The sequence below is a fragment of the Mycolicibacterium sp. ND9-15 genome (genome assembly GCF_035918395.1).
Classification (GTDB): Bacteria; Actinomycetota; Actinomycetes; order Mycobacteriales; family Mycobacteriaceae; genus Mycobacterium.
Genome location: NZ_CP142362.1, coordinates 1931364 through 1950268, shown reverse-complemented (window position 1 = coordinate 1950268; position 18905 = coordinate 1931364). Strand labels below are relative to the sequence as shown.

Below are 18905 nucleotides of genomic sequence, written 5' to 3'. Positions count from 1 at the left end.
AGGACTACTCAGGAGGAACCAACATGGCTCGTGCGGTCGGAATCGACCTCGGGACCACCAACTCCGTCGTCGCGGTACTGGAGGGTGGCGATCCCGTTGTGGTCGCGAACTCCGAGGGCTCCCGCACCACGCCGTCCGTCGTCGCCTTCGCGCGCAACGGGGAGGTGCTGGTCGGCCAGCCCGCCAAGAACCAGGCGGTGACCAACGTCGACCGGACCATTCGTTCGGTCAAGCGGCACATGGGCACCGACTGGTCCGTGGAGATCGACGGGAAGAAGTACACGGCGCAGGAGATCAGCGCCCGGACGCTGCAGAAGCTCAAGCGCGACGCGGAGAGCTACCTCGGCGAGGACATCACCGACGCGGTCATCACCGTGCCCGCCTACTTCAACGACGCCCAGCGCCAGGCCACCAAGGAAGCCGGCCAGATCGCCGGGCTCAACGTGCTGCGCATCGTCAACGAGCCGACCGCGGCCGCGCTGGCCTACGGCCTGGACAAGGGCAGCAAGGAACAGACGATCCTGGTGTTCGACCTCGGTGGCGGCACGTTCGACGTCTCCCTGCTGGAGATCGGCGAAGGCGTCGTCGAGGTGCGTGCCACCAGCGGTGACAACCACCTCGGCGGAGACGACTGGGACGACCGGATCGTCGAGTGGCTGGTCGACAAGTTCAAGGGCACTTCCGGGATTGACCTGACCAAGGACAAGATGGCGATGCAGCGGCTGCGTGAGGCCGCCGAAAAGGCAAAGATCGAATTGAGCTCGAGCCAGAGCACCTCGATCAACCTGCCCTACATCACCGTCGACGCGGAAAAGAACCCGCTGTTCCTCGACGAGCAGCTGACCCGCGCCGAGTTCCAGCGCATCACCCAGGATCTGCTGGACCGTGCCCGCAACCCGTTCCAGCAGGTGATCAAGGATGCCGGCATCTCGGTGTCCGAAATCGACCACGTGGTGCTGGTTGGCGGCTCGACCCGCATGCCGGCCGTGACCGAACTGGTCAAGGAAATGACCGGCGGCAAGGAGCCCAACAAGGGCGTCAACCCGGACGAGGTTGTCGCGGTGGGCGCCGCGCTGCAGGCCGGCGTGCTCAAGGGTGAGGTGAAGGACGTACTACTGCTCGACGTCACGCCGCTGTCCCTCGGTATCGAGACCAAGGGTGGCGTGATGACCAAGCTGATCGAGCGCAACACCACGATCCCGACCAAGCGGTCGGAGACGTTCACCACGGCCGACGACAACCAGCCGTCGGTGCAGATCCAGGTCTATCAGGGTGAGCGCGAGATCGCCGCGCACAACAAGCTGCTCGGCAGCTTCGAGTTGACCGGAATCCCGCCGGCTCCGCGCGGCGTGCCTCAGATCGAGGTCACGTTCGACATCGACGCCAACGGCATCGTGCACGTGACCGCGAAGGACAAGGGCACCGGCAAGGAGAACACGATCCGCATCCAGGAGGGCTCCGGCCTGTCCAAGGAAGAGATCGACCGGATGATCAAGGACGCCGAGGCGCACGCCGAGGAGGACCGCCAGCGTCGCGAGGAGGCCGACGTCCGCAACCAGGCGGAGTCGCTGGTCTACCAGACGGAGAAGTTCGTCTCCGAGCAGCGCAGTGCCGAGGGCGAATCCAAGGTGTCCGAAGACACGCTGAGCAAAGTGGACGCGGCGATCGCCGATGCCAAGAAGGCGCTGGAAGGCACCGACATCGGTGAGATCAAGTCCGCGATGGAGAAGCTCGGCGTCGAGTCGCAGGCTCTCGGCCAGGCCATCTACGAGGCCACCCAGGCCGAGCAGGCGGCAGGCGGCGGTGCGGACGCCGGTACGGCGGACGACAACGTCGTGGACGCCGAGGTCGTCGACGATGACAACGACAAGGAGAACCCGTGACCGAACACGATGAGCACGAGCCGGTGACCGTCACCGACAAACGGCGCATCGATCCGGTCACCGGTGAAGTGAGAGAAGCAGGTTCCGGGCCGGCCCCCGGAGGCGCTGGGGCGGCGACATCCAGCCCCGGTGGGCCGGCGTCGGGCAGCGAGTTCGCCGGTGAAAGCCCGGAGGAAGCCGATAAGGCCTCCGAACTGCTCGCCGATCTGCAGCGGGTGCAGGCCGACTTCGCGAACTACCGCAGGCGTGCCCTGCGGGATCAGCAGGTCGCCACCGACCGGGCGAAGGCTTCGGTGATCACGCAGCTGCTGCCGATCCTCGACGACCTCGACCGCGCCCGCAGCCACGGCGACCTGGAGAGCGGTCCGTTCAAGGCTGTCTCTGACAAGCTCGTCAGTGTGCTTGAGGGCCTTGGTCTTTCGGGGTTCGGCGTCGAGGGCGACGACTTCGACCCGGAACTGCACGAGGCCGTCCAGCATGAGGGTGAGGGCACTCACCCCGTCATCGGCACCGTGATGCGACGCGGTTACAAGGTGGGCGACCACATCGTGCGCCACGCCATGGTCGGTGTAGTCGACACGGTGCCGGAGGAGGCGGCCGGCGACTCGCCGGCCGCGGAAGCCGAGTGATGCGGAGGTGGCGCGGAATGACCGAGAACTGCGGCTTCCGCGCCACCTTCGAGTCGGCGGGAGCACCGAATGCGACACGATTCGTCGGCAACCGTCAAAATCGGAATGAGACTGCGATAAACCTACAAGAGCGGAAGGAGGTGGCGCGGTATGGCTCAGCGTGAATGGGTCGAGAAGGACTTCTACAAGGAACTCGGCGTCTCCTCCGACGCCAGCGAACAGGACATCAAGCGGGCGGCGCGAAAGCTGCTCGCGGAGAACCACCCCGACCGCAACCCGGGCAACTCGGCGGCCGAAGAGCGGTACAAGGCCGTGTCCGAGGCCAAAGAGGTGCTCACCGATCCGGCCAAGCGCAAGGAGTACGACGAGACCCGGCGCTTGTTCGCCAACGGCGGTTTCGGCCGCGGCCGGTTCGGCGGTGGCGGGGGCTTCGGCGGATTCGGCGGCGGCGATGGGGCCGAGTTCAATCTGAACGACCTCTTCGACGCGGCCGGGCAAACCGGCGGCGCCAACATCGGCGATCTGTTCGGCGGACTCTTCGGACGCGGCGCTCAGCAGCCGCGGCCCAGCAGGCCGCGCCGCGGCAACGACCTCGAGACCGAGGCCGAGTTGTCGTTCCTCGAGGCCACCAAGGGCGTGGCGATGCCGTTGCGGCTCACCAGTCCCGCGCCGTGCACGAATTGTCATGGCAGCGGAGCGCGCCCCGGCACCAGCCCGAAGGTCTGCCCGAACTGCAACGGGTCCGGTGTGATCAACCGCAACCAGGGCGCGTTCGGATTCTCCGAGCCGTGCACCGAATGCCGCGGCAGCGGGTCGATCATCGAGCACCCCTGCCAAGAGTGCAAGGGCACGGGCGTGACCACGCGAACACGCACGATCAACGTGCGGATCCCGCCGGGCGTCGAGGACGGCCAGCGGATCCGGTTGGCCGGCCAGGGCGAAGCGGGTCTACGCGGGGCACCGTCGGGCGATCTGTACGTCACCGTTCACGTAAGGCCGGACAAGGTCTTCGGACGGGACGGCGATGATCTGACCGTCACCGTCCCCGTCAGCTTCCATGAATTGGCATTGGGAACAACGCTTTCGGTGCCTACGCTGGAAGGAAAGGTCGGCGTGCGGGTGCCCAGGGGCACGTCGGACGGGCGGATTCTGCGCGTGCGCGGACGCGGGGTGCCGAAACGCTCGGGCGGACATGGCGATCTGCTGGTGACCGTCAAGGTGGCGGTTCCGCCGAACCTGGAGGGTGAGGCCAACGAGGCGCTGGAAGCCTATGCGAAGGCCGAGCGGGCCAGCGGCTTCGATCCGCGGGCCGGATGGGCAGGTGCGTGATGGCAGCGAAACGGCCCAACGGCGAGGCCCGCACCTTCCTGATCTCGGTCGCCGCAGAGTTGGCCGGCATGCACGCGCAGACACTGCGCACCTACGACCGGCTCGGTCTGGTGCGCCCGCAACGCACTTCGGGAGGCGGCAGGCGCTACTCGCAGCACGACGTCGATCTGCTCCGTGAGGTGCAACGGCTGAGCCAGGACGAAGGCGTCAACCTCGCGGGCATCAAGCGCATCATCGAGCTGACCAACCAGGTCGAGGCGCTCCAGGCGCGGGTACGTGAGCTCAGCGAGGAAGTGGACGCGCTGCGCGGAGCACCGCGCCGCGATCTCGCCGTGATGCCGAAGAGCACCGCTGTCGTGGTCTGGCAGCCGCGAACCAAGCGCTAGACCACCGTGATAGAGAACCGAGCGGTCTCCGGCCTGCCGGCGGCCGCTTTTCGGTATCCGCCCCTTCGCAACGCGTCGGTGGGGGCGGCCATCGGCTCGATGGCCATCAGGTCGTCGTCGGTGGGTGCGAAGAGTTGCGCTGCGGGATAGCCACTTCCGAATGTCACGCCGATGCGGCGTTCACCAGCGGCGAGGGTGAACACCGCCCCCGCGGGTACCCGGTCGAAGCCGTCGTCGTATGCGGTGGTCTTCAGTTGCTCGGCCCCGCCCGGCCACGGCTCGTGAGCGCCGGTGGGGATGCCCTTGTCGTCTACCGGTAGGTGCCGCATCGGCGGGGTGCTCAACGTCCATTCCTCGCGGGGGACCCCGGGGATCTTCAGATAGGGATGGTAGCCGAAGCACAGCGGCACGGACACCGGTGAGGTGGGCGCGACCGTGGTCTCGACGGTGAGCGTTCGGGCGGCGAGGGTCACATGCTGGGTCAGCAAGTGCGGGAACGGAAACGACGCGAGAAGTTGTGCGTCGCGACCGTAGTCGAGCACGGCGGTCAGGCTGTTGTCCGTCCGTGCGCTGACCTCCCAGCCGGGGTAGGCGGCGAGCACGCCGTGGATCGGCGCGCCGTTTTCGTCGGTCCGCACACCGCCCGCTCCGGGGACCAGGGTGACGACGGTGTCGTCGACCTCATAAGTGTTCGCGCTCAACCGGTTCGCCCACGGATACAGGATCGGGATGCCCATCGTCTTGCCGTTGTGCACGTAGGCGGTCAAACCGCGGCGCTGGCCGAGGAACTCGGCACCCGCGTCGGCCAGCGAGGTGCCCACCATGCCGGCGGCCGGGACGAACGACGCGGTCAGCGATGACGACGGGTCCCGCAACGTGACGGTTTCGAAGTCGACCACCTGACGATCGTCGCATGCCGCACGAGCCCAGTCGCCGAGTGTGAAACCTCGGCGAAATATTGCACAGTTTTCCGCCAGGGTTTCACAACCGGCGCGGCTCAGTCGGAGACGATCGCCGCCAGCTGGACGAAATCCCCCGCGGCCCGGCGCGTCGATGTGGTCGTTGACGTCCTTGATCTTTCCGGCCTCGACGAGTCTCAGGACGCCAGGGGGTCGTGCTGAATGCGTTCGGCCGGTCCCCCTTTGGCGATCAGCGCGGCCTTGGTCGCCGTCACCATCTGCGGGCCGCCACAGATCAGGATCTGCCGATCGCCCCAGTTGCCGTATCGCGTCACCACGTCCGGAAGCAGGCCGGTCTGCCGCACGTGCAGCCCGCGGGGCGGCTGCACATCGGGATAGTCCGCCGCCCACGGCGGATCGACGTTGAACTCCGACACCGGCGTGACCGACAGCCAGGGGTTCTGCGAGGCGATCTGCCAGAGCGTGCGCAGATCGTAGAGGTCGCACGGATAGCGGCCGCCGAAGAACAGGTGCACCCGCGGATTGACGCCCCAGCGGGTGAGGTCCATGATCAGCGTCCGCAGCGGCGCGAGGCCGGTGCTACCGGCGACCATCAACACGTCACCGCCGTCCCGGTCCACGTGCAGCCCGCCGTGCGGGTTGGACAGCCGCCAGCGGTCGCCGGGTCTCGTCTCGCCGACGATCGCGGTGCTCACCATGCCGCCGGTCACCGATCGGATGTGGAACTCGATGCCGCCGCCGCGCTCGGCCGGGATCGCCGGGCTCAGGTAACGCCACCGCCGCGGCCACTGCGGAACCTGCACCGTGACGTACTGCCCGGGGTGATAGAACAGCGGCCGGTCCAACTGCAACCGGACGACGGAGACGTCGCGAGTGGCGCGGATGTGCTCGATGACCGTGCCGTCGCGGAACGGCGGACCCTTCTCCGCGTCGGCGGCACCGCGCATCAGCCCGACCATCAATGCCACGGCGTCCCGGGCGGCGTCGGCGAGTGCGTCGTCCCAGCGTTCGGCCAGGTGCGTGCGGAAGCTGCTGTACAGCGCGAACTGCAGGCTGTCGTAATGATGTTGTGTGACACCGTATTTGCGGTGATCGCGGCCGAGCTGGGCCAGGAACGCCACCGGCTCCTGTGCCCGTTGTGCCACGAGCTCACCCAAGACCCAGGTGACGGCGTGAGCGAACCTGTTGCGCTGTTCTGCCATGTCCGGTGGGAACAGGTCGCGCACCGAGGTGTCGATGGCGAACCAGTGGGTGTAGAAGCCGCGGATCAGCTCGTCGGAGCCGAGCGCGGGATCGACCGCGTCGCGCAGCATGCGCAGCGCGTCACGGTCATCGAGTCCCACGCGGTCCGAGTGTAAGTCAGGCTGCGCGTGCCCTCCGCTGCCGAAGCGCCGCGAGCACGATCAGCGCTACGCCGAAGACGGCCCAGCAGGTCAACACGATGGCGGGCACCGTGCCGCCCGCCCCGTCGAAGAAGGCCGCGGACCGCAGCAGGGTGGAGTTGGCGCCCTGTGGCAGGAACTGTCCGAACTGCCCCCAGCCGCTGGGTAGCAGTTCGGGGGCGGTGTTCAGCCCGGACAGCGGGTTGCCGACGAGCAGTGCGGCCACCGCGCCGAGCGCCAGCCCGACCCGGCCGAACAGCGAACCGAGCCCCAGCAGGGTCAAGGCCGTGGCCAGGATGCCCAGTGTCAGGGCACCGGTCACACCCCAGAAGTTCGCGTCGATCGAGCCCAACACCCAGCGCAGCAGAGCGGCGATCGACAGGCCGGCCACGCCCGCAAAGATCACGGTGGCGGCGAAGCGGGTCCAGACCTCGCGCTTGAGCGCGAGCGCCAGCGCGATCGCGGGTAGCAACCCGGCCAGCGTGATGGGTAATGCGGACGCGGCCAGTCCGGCGCCGCGCGGGTCGCCGGTCGTCGGCGGTGCCAGGTCCTCGACCTGAAGTTGCGCCCCGCTGCGCTGCGCGATGCCGGTACCGATCTGGGTCAGCACCTGGGCGATCATCGGGCTGCCCCCGGTGGCGGTCAGAAGGGTCGGCCCGTCCGGGCCGAACGCGATACCGCCGTAGACGTCGCGGTTTCGGATCGCGTCGCGCAATGCGTTCTCGCTGGGGTAGTAGGTGATCGAGAACGCGCCGGGGGCCTGTTGCTCCAGCGTCGCGGCGATCTGTGCGCCCGCGGCCTGCGGTCCGGCGGCGCCGATCGGCACGTCGCGCGGTGCGGTGCGTGCGGCGGGCAGCGCGAATGCGAGCGCGACGATGGCGACGACGACGGTGAGCACGACGATCACACCGGTCGCGCGGATGGCGGCCGGCGGTTCGTGGCGGGGTGGTTCGTGGTGGTTGGCCCTCACGGCCGTGTCAGGAGTCATGGCTGGTGCCTTTTCATTCGCCGTTGAATTAAGGTACGGGCAGCGTAACTCCACGCGGGATAGATTTCAACACCTATTGAAATGATAGCCTGAAGATATGCCCCGACCAGCGACGACGACCCGGCGCCGTGGACGCCGGCAAGGTGAGCCGGTATCGCGTGACGTGGTGCTGGCGGCGGCTCGCAAGCGGTTCGGCGCCGAGGGGTATGACAAGACCACGCTGCGCGCGATCGCGCGCGACGCCCACGTCGATCCCTCGATGGTGCTCTACCTGTTCGGCTCCAAGGCCGACCTGTTCCGGGAGTCGCTGAACGTGATCATCGACCCGGGGGCGCTGACCGCCGCCATCGCCGGTGGGCCGGACGACGATCCCGATATCGGTACCCGCATGGTGTGTGCGTACCTGCGCATCTGGCAGTCACCCGAGTCGGGCCCGACGATGGTGGCGATGCTGCAGTCGGCCACGTCGAACTCCGACGCCCACGAAGCGTTCCGCGGGTTCATGCAGAACTACGTGCTGACCGCGGTGTCCGGCGAACTCGGGGGCGGTGAGCAGGCCCGGTTGCGCGCGCTGCTGGCCGCAAGCCAACTCGTCGGCGCCGCGATACTGCGCTTCGTCATGAAGATCGCGCCGATGGCCACGCTGGCCGAGGACGACCTGGTACGGCTGCTGGCGCCGACGGTGACGCGTTACCTGACCGCCGACGCCGCGGAACTCGGGCTGCCGGATTCCGACTAGAGACCGTGCACGCCCTTGTACAGCACCATCAGACCGATCACCACGAGGATGCCCGCCACCAGCGTGGCGTGCTGCCGGTCCATCCAGTCCTTGAGTCGGGTCAGCGGTTCGTCGAGGCGGTCACCGGACACCGCGTAGGCCAGGATCGGCAGGGCCACCGTCGACCCGGCGACGGCGACGAACCAGGCGACGGCCACCCAATCGTCTCGTGTGCCGCCGCCTGCCGTGCCAATCGCCAAACCCGTTGCGGCACAGATGAACAACACCTTCGGGTTTACGACCGTCAGTGCCAACGCCGCACCGCCGGCGCGCAGCGGGGTCAGCTTGCTCAGGCTCTGCATCCAGCGCGGGGTGTGCGCGGACTTCTTGCGGGCGAACCAACGGTAGAGGCCGAGTACGATCAGTGTCGCGCCGACCACGATGCGCAACCAGGACGCCCACCCCGGCGGCCTGTCCTCGCGCCCGCCCAGCAGGCTGGACACCTGAAGAAAGGCGATCGTCAACACGGCCAATCCGGTCAGCCACCCCGCCAGGAAGGCCAGGGCGGTCGCGCGCGGCCGCGGGGTGTGCAGCACGAGCACGGCCGGGATGATCGACAGCGGAGAGAGCGCAATCACCAGCGCCAGTGGGATCAGTTCGGTCAGCACTATGCCGCTTGCGTGGAGTGGTACCGGCAGGCCTTCCATTCGCTGCCTTCGCGCAGGAAGTCGATATCGAAGGTCTTGGCGCTGGGCTGGTTTGCCGCTGCGAACCGGACCGTCGCGAAGCCTGCGAGGATGGCTGTGAGCCGACGCATGGCTCAAGACTGGTTGATACTCCTGTGAAAGTTGTGACACCTGGGCGGCGTGTTGCGTATTGCGTGCATCACCGCTGGGCCGGCGCGAATGAAATCGACTAGAGTTGAGCGGAACAGACTCAAGATTGACGACGTTGCACATTCCGACAAGCATTTTCTCAAGCTGATGTACCTAGGAAAGGGACGGTTTCGTGGACTCGTTCAACCCGACGACCAAGGCCCAGGCGGCGCTGACCGCGGCGTTGCAGGCGGCCACCACCGCAGGCAACCCCCAGATCACGCCCGCTCACCTATTGATGGCCTTGCTGACGCAGAACGACGGCATTGCCGCGCCCCTACTCGAGGCCGTGGGTGTCGAACCCGCGACGATCCGCGCCGAGGCGCAGCGGCTCCTCGACCGGCTACCCAGCGCCAGCGGCGCGGCATCGCAGCCGCAGCTGTCCCCGCAGGCCCTGTCCTCGATCACCGCCGCCCAGAATCTGGCGACGGAGATGGACGACGAGTACGTCTCGACCGAGCACCTGGTGGTCGGCCTGGCCACCGGCGACTCCGACACGGCGAAGCTGCTGACCGGGCACGGCGCGTCCCCGCAGGCGCTGCGCGAGGCGTTCGTCAAGGTGCGCGGGAGCGCCCGCGTCACCAGTCCGGACCCCGAGGGCACCTATCAGGCGCTGGAGAAGTACTCCACCGATCTGACCGCCCGCGCGAGGGAGGGCAAGCTCGACCCGGTCATCGGGCGTGACACCGAGATCCGTCGCGTCGTGCAGGTGCTGTCCCGTCGCACCAAGAACAACCCGGTGCTGATCGGTGAGCCCGGTGTCGGCAAGACCGCGATCGTCGAGGGCCTGGCCCAGCGCATCGTGGCCGGCGACGTGCCCGAGAGCCTGCGCGACAAGAACGTCATCTCGCTCGACCTGGGCTCGATGGTCGCGGGCAGCAAGTACCGCGGCGAGTTCGAGGAGCGACTCAAGGCCGTCCTCGACGACATCAAGAACAGCGCCGGGCAGATCATCACGTTCATCGACGAGCTGCACACCATCGTCGGCGCCGGCGCGACCGGCGACGGCTCGATGGACGCGGGCAACATGATCAAGCCGATGCTGGCACGCGGCGAGCTGCGCCTGGTCGGCGCCACCACGCTCGACGAGTACCGCAAGTACATCGAGAAGGACGCCGCGCTCGAACGCCGCTTCCAGCAGGTGTTCGTCGGCGAACCGTCGGTGGAGGACACCGTCGGCATCCTGCGTGGGCTGAAGGACCGGTACGAGCTGCACCACGGCGTCCGGATCACCGACTCGGCGTTGGTGTCGGCCGCCGCGCTGTCCGACCGCTACATCACCTCGCGGTTCCTGCCCGACAAGGCCATCGACCTCGTCGACGAGGCCGCGTCGCGGTTGCGAATGGAGATCGACTCGCGTCCGGTCGAGGTCGACGAGGTCGAGCGGCTGGTGCGCCGGCTGGAGATCGAGGAGATGGCCTTGTCCAAGGAGGAGGACGAGGCATCGAAGGAACGGCTGGAAAAGCTGCGCGGGGAGTTGGCGGACCAGAAGGAGAAGCTGGCCGAGCTGACCACCCGCTGGCAGAACGAGAAGAACGCCATCGACGTCGTCCGCGAACTCAAAGAGCAGCTCGAGGGGCTGCGCGGCGAGGCCGACCGCGCCGAACGCGACGGCAACCTGGAGAAGGCCGCCGAACTGCGTTACGGCCGCATCCCCGAGGCGGAGAAGAAACTCGACGCGGCGCTCCCGCATGCGGAGGCCCGTGAGGACGTCATGCTCAAGGAGGAGGTCGGCCCCGACGACATCGCCGACGTGGTGTCCGCGTGGACCGGGATCCCGGCGGGCCGGATGCTCGAGGGCGAGACGGCCAAGCTGCTACGGATGGAAGACGAGCTGGGCAAGCGGGTCGTCGGCCAGAAGAAGGCCGTTCAGGCGGTTTCCGATGCCGTGCGGCGCAGCCGCGCCGGTGTCGCCGACCCGAACCGGCCGACGGGCTCGTTCATGTTCCTCGGCCCGACCGGCGTCGGCAAGACCGAGCTGGCCAAGGCGCTGGCCGAGTTCCTGTTCGACGACGAACGGGCGATGGTCCGCATCGACATGAGCGAGTACGCCGAGAAGCACTCGGTGGCCCGCCTGGTCGGTGCGCCTCCGGGTTACGTCGGCTACGACCAGGGCGGCCAGCTGACCGAGGCGGTGCGGCGGCGTCCGTACACGGTGATCCTGTTCGACGAGATCGAGAAGGCCCACCCGGACGTTTTCGACGTGCTGTTGCAGGTGCTCGACGAGGGCAGGCTGACCGACGGCCAGGGCCGCACGGTCGACTTCCGCAACACGATCCTGATCCTGACGTCGAACCTCGGTGCCGGCGGTACCGAGGAACAGGTGATGGCCGCGGTGCGTGGGGCGTTCAAGCCGGAGTTCATCAACCGGCTCGACGACGTGATCGTGTTCGACGGGCTCAACCCCGAAGAGCTGGTCCACATCGTCGACATCCAGCTCGAGCAGCTGGCGAAGCGGCTGGAGCAGCGCAGGCTCACGCTCGAGGTGTCGCTGCCGGCCAAGAAGTGGCTGGCCGAGCGTGGGTTCGATCCTCAGTACGGCGCCCGCCCACTGCGCAGGCTGATCCAGCAGGCCATCGGCGACCAGCTCGCCAAGATGCTGCTGGCCGGCGAGGTGCACGACGGCGACGTGGTGCCGGTCAACGTCAGCCCCGACGGCGACTCGCTGGTCCTGGGCTGAGGTCCTTCCTGCCCGCGAAACTGTATTCCGGCAGGGGAATGTCGAGAAGACACCTGCTGGAACACAGTTTCGCGTCGGAACAGACATGAGTTCGGGGATTGCGGCTACCTGCAAGTAGGCTAGGACGCAATGGTTCCGCTTTGGTTCACGCTGTCCGCACTCTGCTTCGTGGGTGCGGGCGTGCTGCTGTACGTCGACATCGACCGTCGACGCGGGCTGGGACGCCGGCGCAAGTCCTGGGCGAAGTCGCACGGCTTCGACTACGAGCACGAATCGCGCGACATCCTCAAGCGCTGGAAGCGTGGGGTGATGTCGACCGTCGGCGACGTCACCGCCCGCAACGTCGTGCTCGGCCAGATCCGTGGCGAGGCGGTATTCATCTTCGACCTCGAGGACGTCGCGACGGTGATAGCGCTGCACCGCAAGGTCGGCACCAACGTCGTCGTCGACCTGCGGCTCAAGGGCATCAAAGAGCCGCGGGAGAACGACATCTGGTTGCTCGGCGCGATCGGCCCCCGCATGGTCTACTCGACCAACCTCGACGCCGCCCGGCGTGCCTGCGACCGACGGATGGTGACGTTCGCCCACACCGCGCCCGACTGCGCGGAGATCATGTGGAACGAGGAGCACTGGACGCTGGTGTCCATGCCGGTTACCAGCACCCGGGCGCAGTGGGACGAGGGGCTGCGCACCGTGCGCCAGTTCAACGACCTCCTCCGCGTGCTGCCGCCGACGCCGCAGGCGATGACGAGCCAGAGCAGCCAGGCCGCGCTCGCCCGGCGCAGCGGGTCGCCGAGTCGCCCGCTCACCCCCGCGGCGGGTCGCGCCGAACCGCCTCCCGGTCGTGCCGAGGCGCCGCGCCCCGAGGCCGCGCGTTACCCCCGGCCGCCGGCGGTCGCCCCCGATGCGGCCAGGCGGCAACCGCCGCGCAACGGACGGCACTCCCCGCACTATCAGCGGTAAGTAGTCTCATACGCATGTCTCGTCCCGTCGCACTCATCACCGGGCCGACGTCCGGCATCGGCGCGGGCTTTGCGCGCCGGTACGCGCGCGACGGTCACGACCTGGTGCTCGTCGCCCGCGACGGTGGGCGGCTCGAGCGCCTGGCCGCCGAACTGCGCGACGAGGCCGGTGCGAACGTCGAGGTGCTCACCGCTGATCTCGCCGAGGCCGCCGACCGCGCCAAGGTGGCCGACCGGTTGGCCGCGGGGGTGCAGGTCCTGGTCAACAACGCGGGGTTCGGCACCTCCGGGGAGTTCTGGGACACCGATTTCGCGCTCCTGCAGTCGCAGCTGGACGTCAACGTCGCCGCCGTCATGCAGCTGACGCACGCGGCGCTGCCCGCCATGCTGGCCGCCGGCCGCGGCACCGTGATCAACATCGCCAGCGTGGCGGGTCTGCTGCCCGGGCGCGGTTCGACGTACTCGGCCTCCAAGGCGTGGGTGATCTCGTTCTCCGAGGGTCTCGCGAACGGATTGGGCGGCACGGGAGTTGGCGTCCACGCGGTGTGCCCGGGATTCGTCCGCACCGAGTTCCACCAGCGCGCGGGCATCGAAATGGACGGGACCCCGTCGTGGTTCTGGCTCGAGGTCGACGACGTGGTGCGCGAGACGATGGCCCACGTCGGCAGGGGAAAAGTCGTCATCATCCCGGGTTTGCAGTACAAGGTGCTCACCACCGGCGCACGGCTGGTACCGCGAAACCTGGTGCGCGCCATGACCAAAGTCGTTGGCAGGGGCCGTGGGCGGACGTAGGGCATCGCGTACGTGCGTGCGCTGATCGCGGCGCTGACCGCGGTCGGCGTCGTCGCGGCATCGGCGTGCTCCCCTGACGACCGGTCGGCCCGGCCCTATGCGGCCCAGACCGCCACCATCGGGGATTCGCTTGCGGCGCTTGGCTGGAACATGTCGGTGTCGAATCTTCGCTTCGACGGCGACTACGCACTCTTCGACGTCGACGCATCACCTTCGGAGGCCGGCGAGGCGCACTCCAAGCCAGAAGACATCCGGTTCGGCCTCTACGGAGCGCTCGCACACCCGATCGAGGCCAACGCGATCGGCAGCTGCCGTGACGTGACCGACCTTGAGGTGCAACCGGTCTCGGCCCCAACCCCCGACCGGCTCACCGGGACGGTGTGCATCGGACCGGCGCGCGACCAGGTGCAGGTGCGGGGCGTCTACGCCTATTCCCCGCATGACCGGACGCCGGGCACCACCGTCGCGCATCCGGCGGCGTTTCCCGTCGGGCTGCCCACCGTCAGGGACACCGACACCGGGTTGTCGCTGACGACGACGAGCCTCGACGCGTTCCGTGCGGACGGCGCCATGCTCGACCCGACGGCGCTCGGCGACCCCGGCGCGTTCACCGGCAACGGATACATGCTGATCGGGCTCGAGATCAGTGGTGTGGCAGAGCAATACCGCGAGATTTCGGAGCAGCGCGGCGGACCCGCCATGGTGCTGGTGTCGCCAACCCTGCCCGCGCCGGGGTTGAGCCACGCGTGCGATGTCTACGGCGCTTCGGTGCTGGTACTTCCCGATGCATCGCGTGACGCGGTGCAGGTTCGTGCGTCGCTGTGCACCCAAGGTGAGATCAACACCGCCTTGCTGTATCCGACCGTTTCGCTGGTCGGCACCCACGCCGCGCTGTGGACCAAGAATGACTGAGTCGCCCGGGAGCCGCTCCGGCGGCGACATTGTGCCCGGTCCCACCGAATGGGGCGAGGGTCCCGGCGTAGGTCCGTGGCAAGGCCCCCTTCCTGCGGACCAGCGCTACGACCCAGCGCTGCTGAGGGACGGAGACACCCGCAATGTCGTTGACGCGTACCGCTATTGGACCCGCGACGCGATCGTCGCCGACATAGACAAGCGAAGACACCCGCTCCATATATCAATAGAGAATTTCGGCAACGACGCCAACATCGGCGCGGTGGTGCGCACCGCCAATGCGTTCGCGGTGGACACCGTGCACATCGTCGGCAGGCGGCGGTGGAACCGCCGCGGCGCCATGGTCACCGACCGCTATCAGCGACTGCGTCACCACGACACGACCGCCGCACTGCTCGAGTTCGCCGCCGAGGCTGGGCTGACGGTCATCGCCGTCGACAACGTCCCTGGGGCCGCACGCATCGAGACCACCCCGCTGCCGCGGGACTGCTTGTTGGTCTTCGGTCAGGAAGGGCCCGGGATCACCGCCGAGGCCAGGGCCGGCTCGGTCGCGACCGTGTCCATCGCCCAGTTCGGCTCGACTCGCAGCATCAACGCCGGCGTCGCGGCGGGCATCGCGATGCACACCTGGATCACTCAACACGGGGACCTTTCGGCGGCCTGGTAAGGCAGGATCGAGACCATGGATCAGCTCTGGGCCAACCGCGCCGCCAGTGCCGAGGCCGCGATCACCAAGCGGCACTTCAAACGACTGTGGGGCCTGCCCGGCACCCAGTTGGGCGTGGTTTCCTGGCCCGCGGCGCCGCGGCACCGCAAGTTCGGCACGTGGCATTACTGGTGGCAGGCGCACCTGCTGGACAACCTCGTCGACGCGCAACTGCGCGATCCGCAACCCGAGCGGCAGGAGACCATCGCCCGCCAGATCCGCGGACACCGGCTGCGCAACGGTCTGTCCTGGGTCAACGACTACTACGACGACATGGCGTGGTTGGCGCTGGCGCTGGAACGCGCCGGCAGGCTCGCCTCGGTGGAGCGTCCCAAGGCGTTGAAGAAGCTCTCCGAGCAGTTCCTCAACGCGTGGGTGCCGGAGGACGGCGGCGGTATCCCGTGGCGTAAGCAGGACCAGTTCTTCAACGCGCCCGCCAACGGCCCGGCGGCCATCTTCCTGGCCCGCTACGACCGGCTACGCCGCGCCCAGCAGATGTCGGACTGGCTCGACGAGACCCTGATCGACCCGGACACCCACCTGGTGTTCGACGGGATCAAGGGCGGCTCGCTGGTCCGGGCGCAGTACACCTACTGTCAGGGGGTGGTGCTGGGCCTGGAAACCGAACTGGCCGCGCGCACCGACGACCCCGAGCACGCCACCCGGGTGCGCCGGCTGGTGGCCGCGGTCGCCGAGCACATGGCGCCGGACGGCGTCATCAAGGGCGCCGGCGGCGGCGACGGCGGCCTCTTCAACGGCATCCTGGCGCGCTATCTCGCGCTCGTCGTGACCACACTGCCCCAGCGCGGCGAGGAGGATCGCGCGACCCGCGACACCGCCCGGTCCCTGGTGCTCGCCTCGGCGGAGGCGGCATGGCAGAACCGTCAACCCGTCGACGGGCTGCCGCTGTTCAGCGCGTTCTGGGACCGCACCGCCGAAATCCCCACGGCTGCAGGCGGTCAGGCGCAGTTCGTCGAAGGTGCGGTCAACGCCTCCGAGGTACCGGAGCGGGACCTGTCGGTGCAGCTGTCGGGGTGGATGCTGATGGAAGCCGCCCACGCCAGCAGCGGTGCAGCCGACACGTGAGCACCCAGGCCGGTCCACGGATCGTTCGCCTGCTGCCGGCGCGGTTCAGCCGTGACGCCAAAGCGGTCAGGGCGGGGGAGAACACCGCGGCGGCCCTGCTGCTGCTCTTCACCATCGCCGCGTTGGTCTGGGCGAATTCTCCATGGGCGCACAGCTATTGGAGTCTGCTCGACACTCACGTCGGATTCACCTTCGCCGAGCACCGCTTCGAACTGACCGTCAAGCACCTCATCAATGACGGCCTGATGGCGTTCTTCTTCTTCATCGTCGGCCTGGAGGTGAAGCAGGAGTTCGCCATCGGTGAGCTCACCGACCGGGCGAGGGCGTCGGTGCCGGTGGTGGCGGCGATCGCCGGGCTGGCTGTGCCTGCCGCGATCTTCCTGCTGTTCAACCCCTCCGGGGAGAATGCGCAAGCCTGGGGTGTGGTGATCTCCACCGACACCGCGTTCCTGGTCGGCGCACTGGCGATCATCAAGCCGAAGTTCCCGGCCCGGCTGCGCATCTTCCTGCTCACGCTGGCCGTTGTCGACGACGTCGGCGCGCTGTGCGTGATCGCACTGTTCTACTCCGACCGCATTGACGTTGTGCCGCTCGTGGTTTCGATGGGATTCATCACGGCGATCGCGCTGGCGCGCTTCCTGCCGGGGGGGCGTGGCCCCGCCTACGCCGCGCTCGGCTTCGCGCTGTGGGTGGGGTTGTACGCGGCCGGTGTGCACCCGACGCTGGCCGGTGTGGCCCTAGCGTTGCTGATCCCGGTCTTCTCCCCCGAGCGCAGCCAGGTCGAGGAGGTCGTCGCGCGCATTCGGGCGTTCCGGCAGTCGCCGAACTCGCGCTACGCACGCGAGGTGACCCGTGGTCTGCGCGACTCGATCTCGATCAACGAGCGTCTGCAGACCAGTGTCGGGCCGTACGTATCGTTCGTGGTGCTGCCGCTGTTCGCGTTGGTCAACGCCGGTGTGCGGCTCGACGCCCAGACCGTTTCCGCGGCGCTGCGCTCACCGCTGACGTGGGGCATCGTCACCGGCCTGGTGGTCGGCAAGTTCGTCGGCATCACCGCCACGACGTGGGTCATGCAACGCACCGGCGTCGGTGCACTCGCCCCCGGCCTGACGTTGCGCCGCATCGCCGGCGGCGCCGCGCTGTCGGGAATCGGTTTCACGATCTCGCTTTTCATCGTCGACATCGCGATCGACGATCCGGCGGGCCAGGAGCAGGCCATCATCGGCGTGCTGATCGCATCGGTGGTCGCGTTCCTCCTCGGGTGGGCGATCTTCCGGATCACCGACTGGGCCAGCCCGCCGGACCCGGTCGGTCTGAAGTTGCTGCGGCCGATCGACCCGGACCGCGACCACATCAACGGCGATCCCGACGCCCCGCTGACGCTGGTGGAGTATGGCGACTTCGAGTGCCCGTTCTGCAGCCGGGCCACCGGGGCGATCGACGAAGTGCGCGACCACTTCGGCGCCGAACTGCGCTACGTGTGGCGCCACCTGCCGTTGGAGCGCGCCCATCCGCGTGCCTTCGATGCCGCCCGCGCCAGCGAGGCGGCCGCGCTGCAGGGCAGGTTCTGGGAGATGGTCCACGAACTGTTCGGCCACCAGGACGATCTGGAGTGGTCGGACATGTACCGCTATGCCGTGGCGGCGGGCTGCGACATCGAACGGTTCGACCAGGACGTGCGTGTGCACTCGTCGAAGGCCCTACACCACGTGCAGGATGACGCGCAGGACGCGGAGTTGATGGACCTGAACTCGACGCCGACGTTCTTCGTCAACGGCACGCGGCACAAGGGGCCATGGGACGCCGCCAGCCTGATCCGTGCGCTGGAAGCCGCCCGCTAGCCCGGCTGCTCGCCGGGGTCGATCGGGGCTCCGGTCCGTTTGGCCGCGCGGCGCCGCTTGTACCACTCGATGAACATCGGCAGCACCGACACCACGACGATCGCGATCACGATCGGCTCGAGCAGTTTCTGGACGACCTCGAACCGGCCGAGCCAATAACCGAGCAGCGTCAGACCGACACCCCACACGATCGCGCCCACGACGTTGAACAGCGTGAACACCGGATAGCTCATTCGGGCCGCGCCCGCGGTCAACGGTGCCAGCGTGCGCACGATCGGCACGAACCGGGCGATGACGATCGCGAAGGGGCCCCGCTGCTCGAAGAACAAATGCGCTTCTTCGAGGTACTTCTGCTTGAGGAACCGCGCATCCGGTTTGAACATCGCGGTGCCGAGGTTGCGCCCGATCCAGTACCCGACCTGGCCGCCCAGGATGGCGGCGACCGGGATGAACACCAGCAGCTGCCAGAGCTGGAAGTTGATGACGTCGCCGCCCTCCTCGGCCAGCGCGGCCGTGCCCGCGGCCAGCATGCCCGCCACGAACAGCAGCGAGTCACCGGGCAGGATCGGGAACAACACCCCGGATTCAACGAAGATGACCAACAGCAAGCCGACCAGCGCCCAGGCGCCGAAGTAGCCGAGCAGCGTCATCGGGTCGAGAAAGTCGGGCATGAGCGCCAGCTGGTCGGTCGCCGCGAGGGCCGTCGACGGCGAGGGGGTCGTCACAAGGCCCCAAGATACCGGGCGGGGCCCGCCGGGCAGGAAACAGAAACAAACGTCGATGCGATAGCGGAGGGCCGGGCGCGCTACCGCATGG

Annotated in this window: 18 protein-coding genes; 12 read left to right on the top strand and 6 right to left on the bottom strand. The window is 68.1% G+C overall.

Going from position 1 to position 18905, the window contains the following annotated elements; all coding sequences use genetic code 11:
* Positions 1 to 23 precede the first annotated feature (23 nt).
* From dnaK to QGN32_RS09635, 4 genes are all read left to right on the top strand, one after another.
* Positions 24 to 1883, top strand: a complete 1860-nt coding sequence (gene dnaK / locus QGN32_RS09650; RefSeq protein WP_326548348.1) for a molecular chaperone DnaK — start codon at positions 24 to 26, stop codon at positions 1881 to 1883.
* Positions 1880 to 2512: a nucleotide exchange factor GrpE gene (gene grpE / locus QGN32_RS09645; RefSeq protein WP_326548347.1), complete on the top strand. Its 633-nt coding sequence runs from the start codon at positions 1880 to 1882 to the stop codon at positions 2510 to 2512. The genes dnaK and grpE overlap by 4 nt, the downstream gene beginning before the upstream one ends.
* A 150-nt stretch (positions 2513 to 2662) precedes the next feature.
* On the top strand, positions 2663 to 3841 hold the full coding sequence (dnaJ, locus tag QGN32_RS09640) for a molecular chaperone DnaJ (protein ID WP_326548346.1): 1179 nt from the start codon (positions 2663 to 2665) through the stop codon (positions 3839 to 3841).
* Positions 3841 to 4227 carry a heat shock protein transcriptional repressor HspR gene (locus QGN32_RS09635; protein WP_326548345.1) on the top strand — a complete coding sequence of 129 codons (387 nt, stop codon included), beginning with the start codon at positions 3841 to 3843 and terminating at the stop codon, positions 4225 to 4227. The genes dnaJ and QGN32_RS09635 overlap by 1 nt, the downstream gene beginning before the upstream one ends.
* On the opposite strand, the gene QGN32_RS09630 is transcribed toward QGN32_RS09635, so the two are convergent.
* The 3 genes from QGN32_RS09630 to QGN32_RS09620 all read right to left on the bottom strand — a co-directional run bounded on the left by QGN32_RS09630 (position 4224) and on the right by QGN32_RS09620 (position 7517).
* Positions 4224 to 5126 (bottom strand): aldose 1-epimerase, encoded by a 903-nt coding sequence (locus tag QGN32_RS09630; protein WP_326548344.1) that lies wholly within the window; start codon positions 5124 to 5126, stop codon positions 4224 to 4226. The genes QGN32_RS09635 and QGN32_RS09630 overlap by 4 nt on opposite strands.
* A 197-nt stretch (positions 5127 to 5323) precedes the next feature.
* Positions 5324 to 6490 (bottom strand): FAD-binding oxidoreductase, encoded by a 1167-nt coding sequence (locus QGN32_RS09625; RefSeq protein WP_326548343.1) that lies wholly within the window; start codon positions 6488 to 6490, stop codon positions 5324 to 5326.
* Positions 6491 to 6506: 16 nt separating this feature from the next.
* The gene (locus QGN32_RS09620) at positions 6507 to 7517 is read right to left on the bottom strand and encodes an ABC transporter permease (RefSeq protein WP_326548342.1); all 1011 of its coding nucleotides are present in this window, start codon (positions 7515 to 7517) and stop codon (positions 6507 to 6509) included.
* A gap of 97 nt (positions 7518 to 7614) precedes the next feature.
* On the opposite strand from QGN32_RS09620, the gene QGN32_RS09615 reads away from it, so the two are divergent.
* The gene (locus QGN32_RS09615) at positions 7615 to 8256 is read left to right on the top strand and encodes a TetR/AcrR family transcriptional regulator (protein WP_326548341.1); all 642 of its coding nucleotides are present in this window, start codon (positions 7615 to 7617) and stop codon (positions 8254 to 8256) included.
* On the opposite strand, the gene QGN32_RS09610 is transcribed toward QGN32_RS09615, so the two are convergent.
* Both QGN32_RS09610 and QGN32_RS09605 read right to left on the bottom strand, forming a co-directional pair.
* Complete coding sequence (locus tag QGN32_RS09610; protein ID WP_326548340.1) at positions 8253 to 8903, bottom strand: GAP family protein; 651 nt, start codon at positions 8901 to 8903, stop codon at positions 8253 to 8255. The two genes, QGN32_RS09615 and QGN32_RS09610, sit on opposite strands and share 4 nt — an antisense overlap.
* Positions 8903 to 9052 (bottom strand): hypothetical protein, encoded by a 150-nt coding sequence (locus tag QGN32_RS09605; RefSeq protein WP_326548339.1) that lies wholly within the window; start codon positions 9050 to 9052, stop codon positions 8903 to 8905. Before QGN32_RS09605 ends, QGN32_RS09610 begins: the two co-directional genes overlap by 1 nt.
* 191 nt (positions 9053 to 9243) lie before the next feature.
* Here QGN32_RS09605 and clpB point away from each other — a divergent pair, with 191 nt between their 5' ends.
* The 7 genes from clpB (at position 9244) to nhaA (ending at position 18089) form a co-directional block, all read left to right on the top strand.
* On the top strand, positions 9244 to 11790 hold the full coding sequence (clpB, locus tag QGN32_RS09600) for an ATP-dependent chaperone ClpB (RefSeq protein WP_326548338.1): 2547 nt from the start codon (positions 9244 to 9246) through the stop codon (positions 11788 to 11790).
* A 129-nt stretch (positions 11791 to 11919) separates the two neighbouring features.
* Entirely contained in the window at positions 11920 to 12753 is an 834-nt protein-coding gene (gene ttfA / locus QGN32_RS09595; protein WP_326548337.1) for a trehalose monomycolate transport factor TtfA, read from the top strand.
* A gap of 14 nt (positions 12754 to 12767) precedes the next feature.
* Positions 12768 to 13544 carry an SDR family NAD(P)-dependent oxidoreductase gene (locus QGN32_RS09590; RefSeq protein WP_326548336.1) on the top strand — a complete coding sequence of 259 codons (777 nt, stop codon included), beginning with the start codon at positions 12768 to 12770 and terminating at the stop codon, positions 13542 to 13544.
* A 12-nt stretch (positions 13545 to 13556) separates the two neighbouring features.
* A complete protein-coding gene (locus QGN32_RS09585; protein WP_326548335.1) occupies positions 13557 to 14456 on the top strand; it encodes a hypothetical protein in 900 nt (299 codons plus the stop codon).
* Positions 14449 to 15123 (top strand): TrmH family RNA methyltransferase, encoded by a 675-nt coding sequence (locus QGN32_RS09580; RefSeq protein ID WP_326548334.1) that lies wholly within the window; start codon positions 14449 to 14451, stop codon positions 15121 to 15123. The genes QGN32_RS09585 and QGN32_RS09580 overlap by 8 nt, the downstream gene beginning before the upstream one ends.
* Positions 15124 to 15138: 15 nt before the next feature.
* Positions 15139 to 16248 (top strand): glycoside hydrolase family 76 protein, encoded by a 1110-nt coding sequence (locus QGN32_RS09575; protein WP_326548333.1) that lies wholly within the window; start codon positions 15139 to 15141, stop codon positions 16246 to 16248.
* A complete protein-coding gene (gene nhaA, locus QGN32_RS09570) occupies positions 16245 to 18089 on the top strand; it encodes a Na+/H+ antiporter NhaA (protein WP_326548332.1) in 1845 nt (614 codons plus the stop codon). The genes QGN32_RS09575 and nhaA overlap by 4 nt, the downstream gene beginning before the upstream one ends.
* Here nhaA and QGN32_RS09565 read toward each other — a convergent pair.
* Positions 18086 to 18760, bottom strand: coding sequence for a DedA family protein (locus QGN32_RS09565; RefSeq protein ID WP_326549006.1), 675 nt, complete (start codon positions 18758 to 18760; stop codon positions 18086 to 18088). The genes nhaA and QGN32_RS09565 overlap by 4 nt on opposite strands.
* Positions 18761 to 18905: the final 145 nt, after the last annotated feature.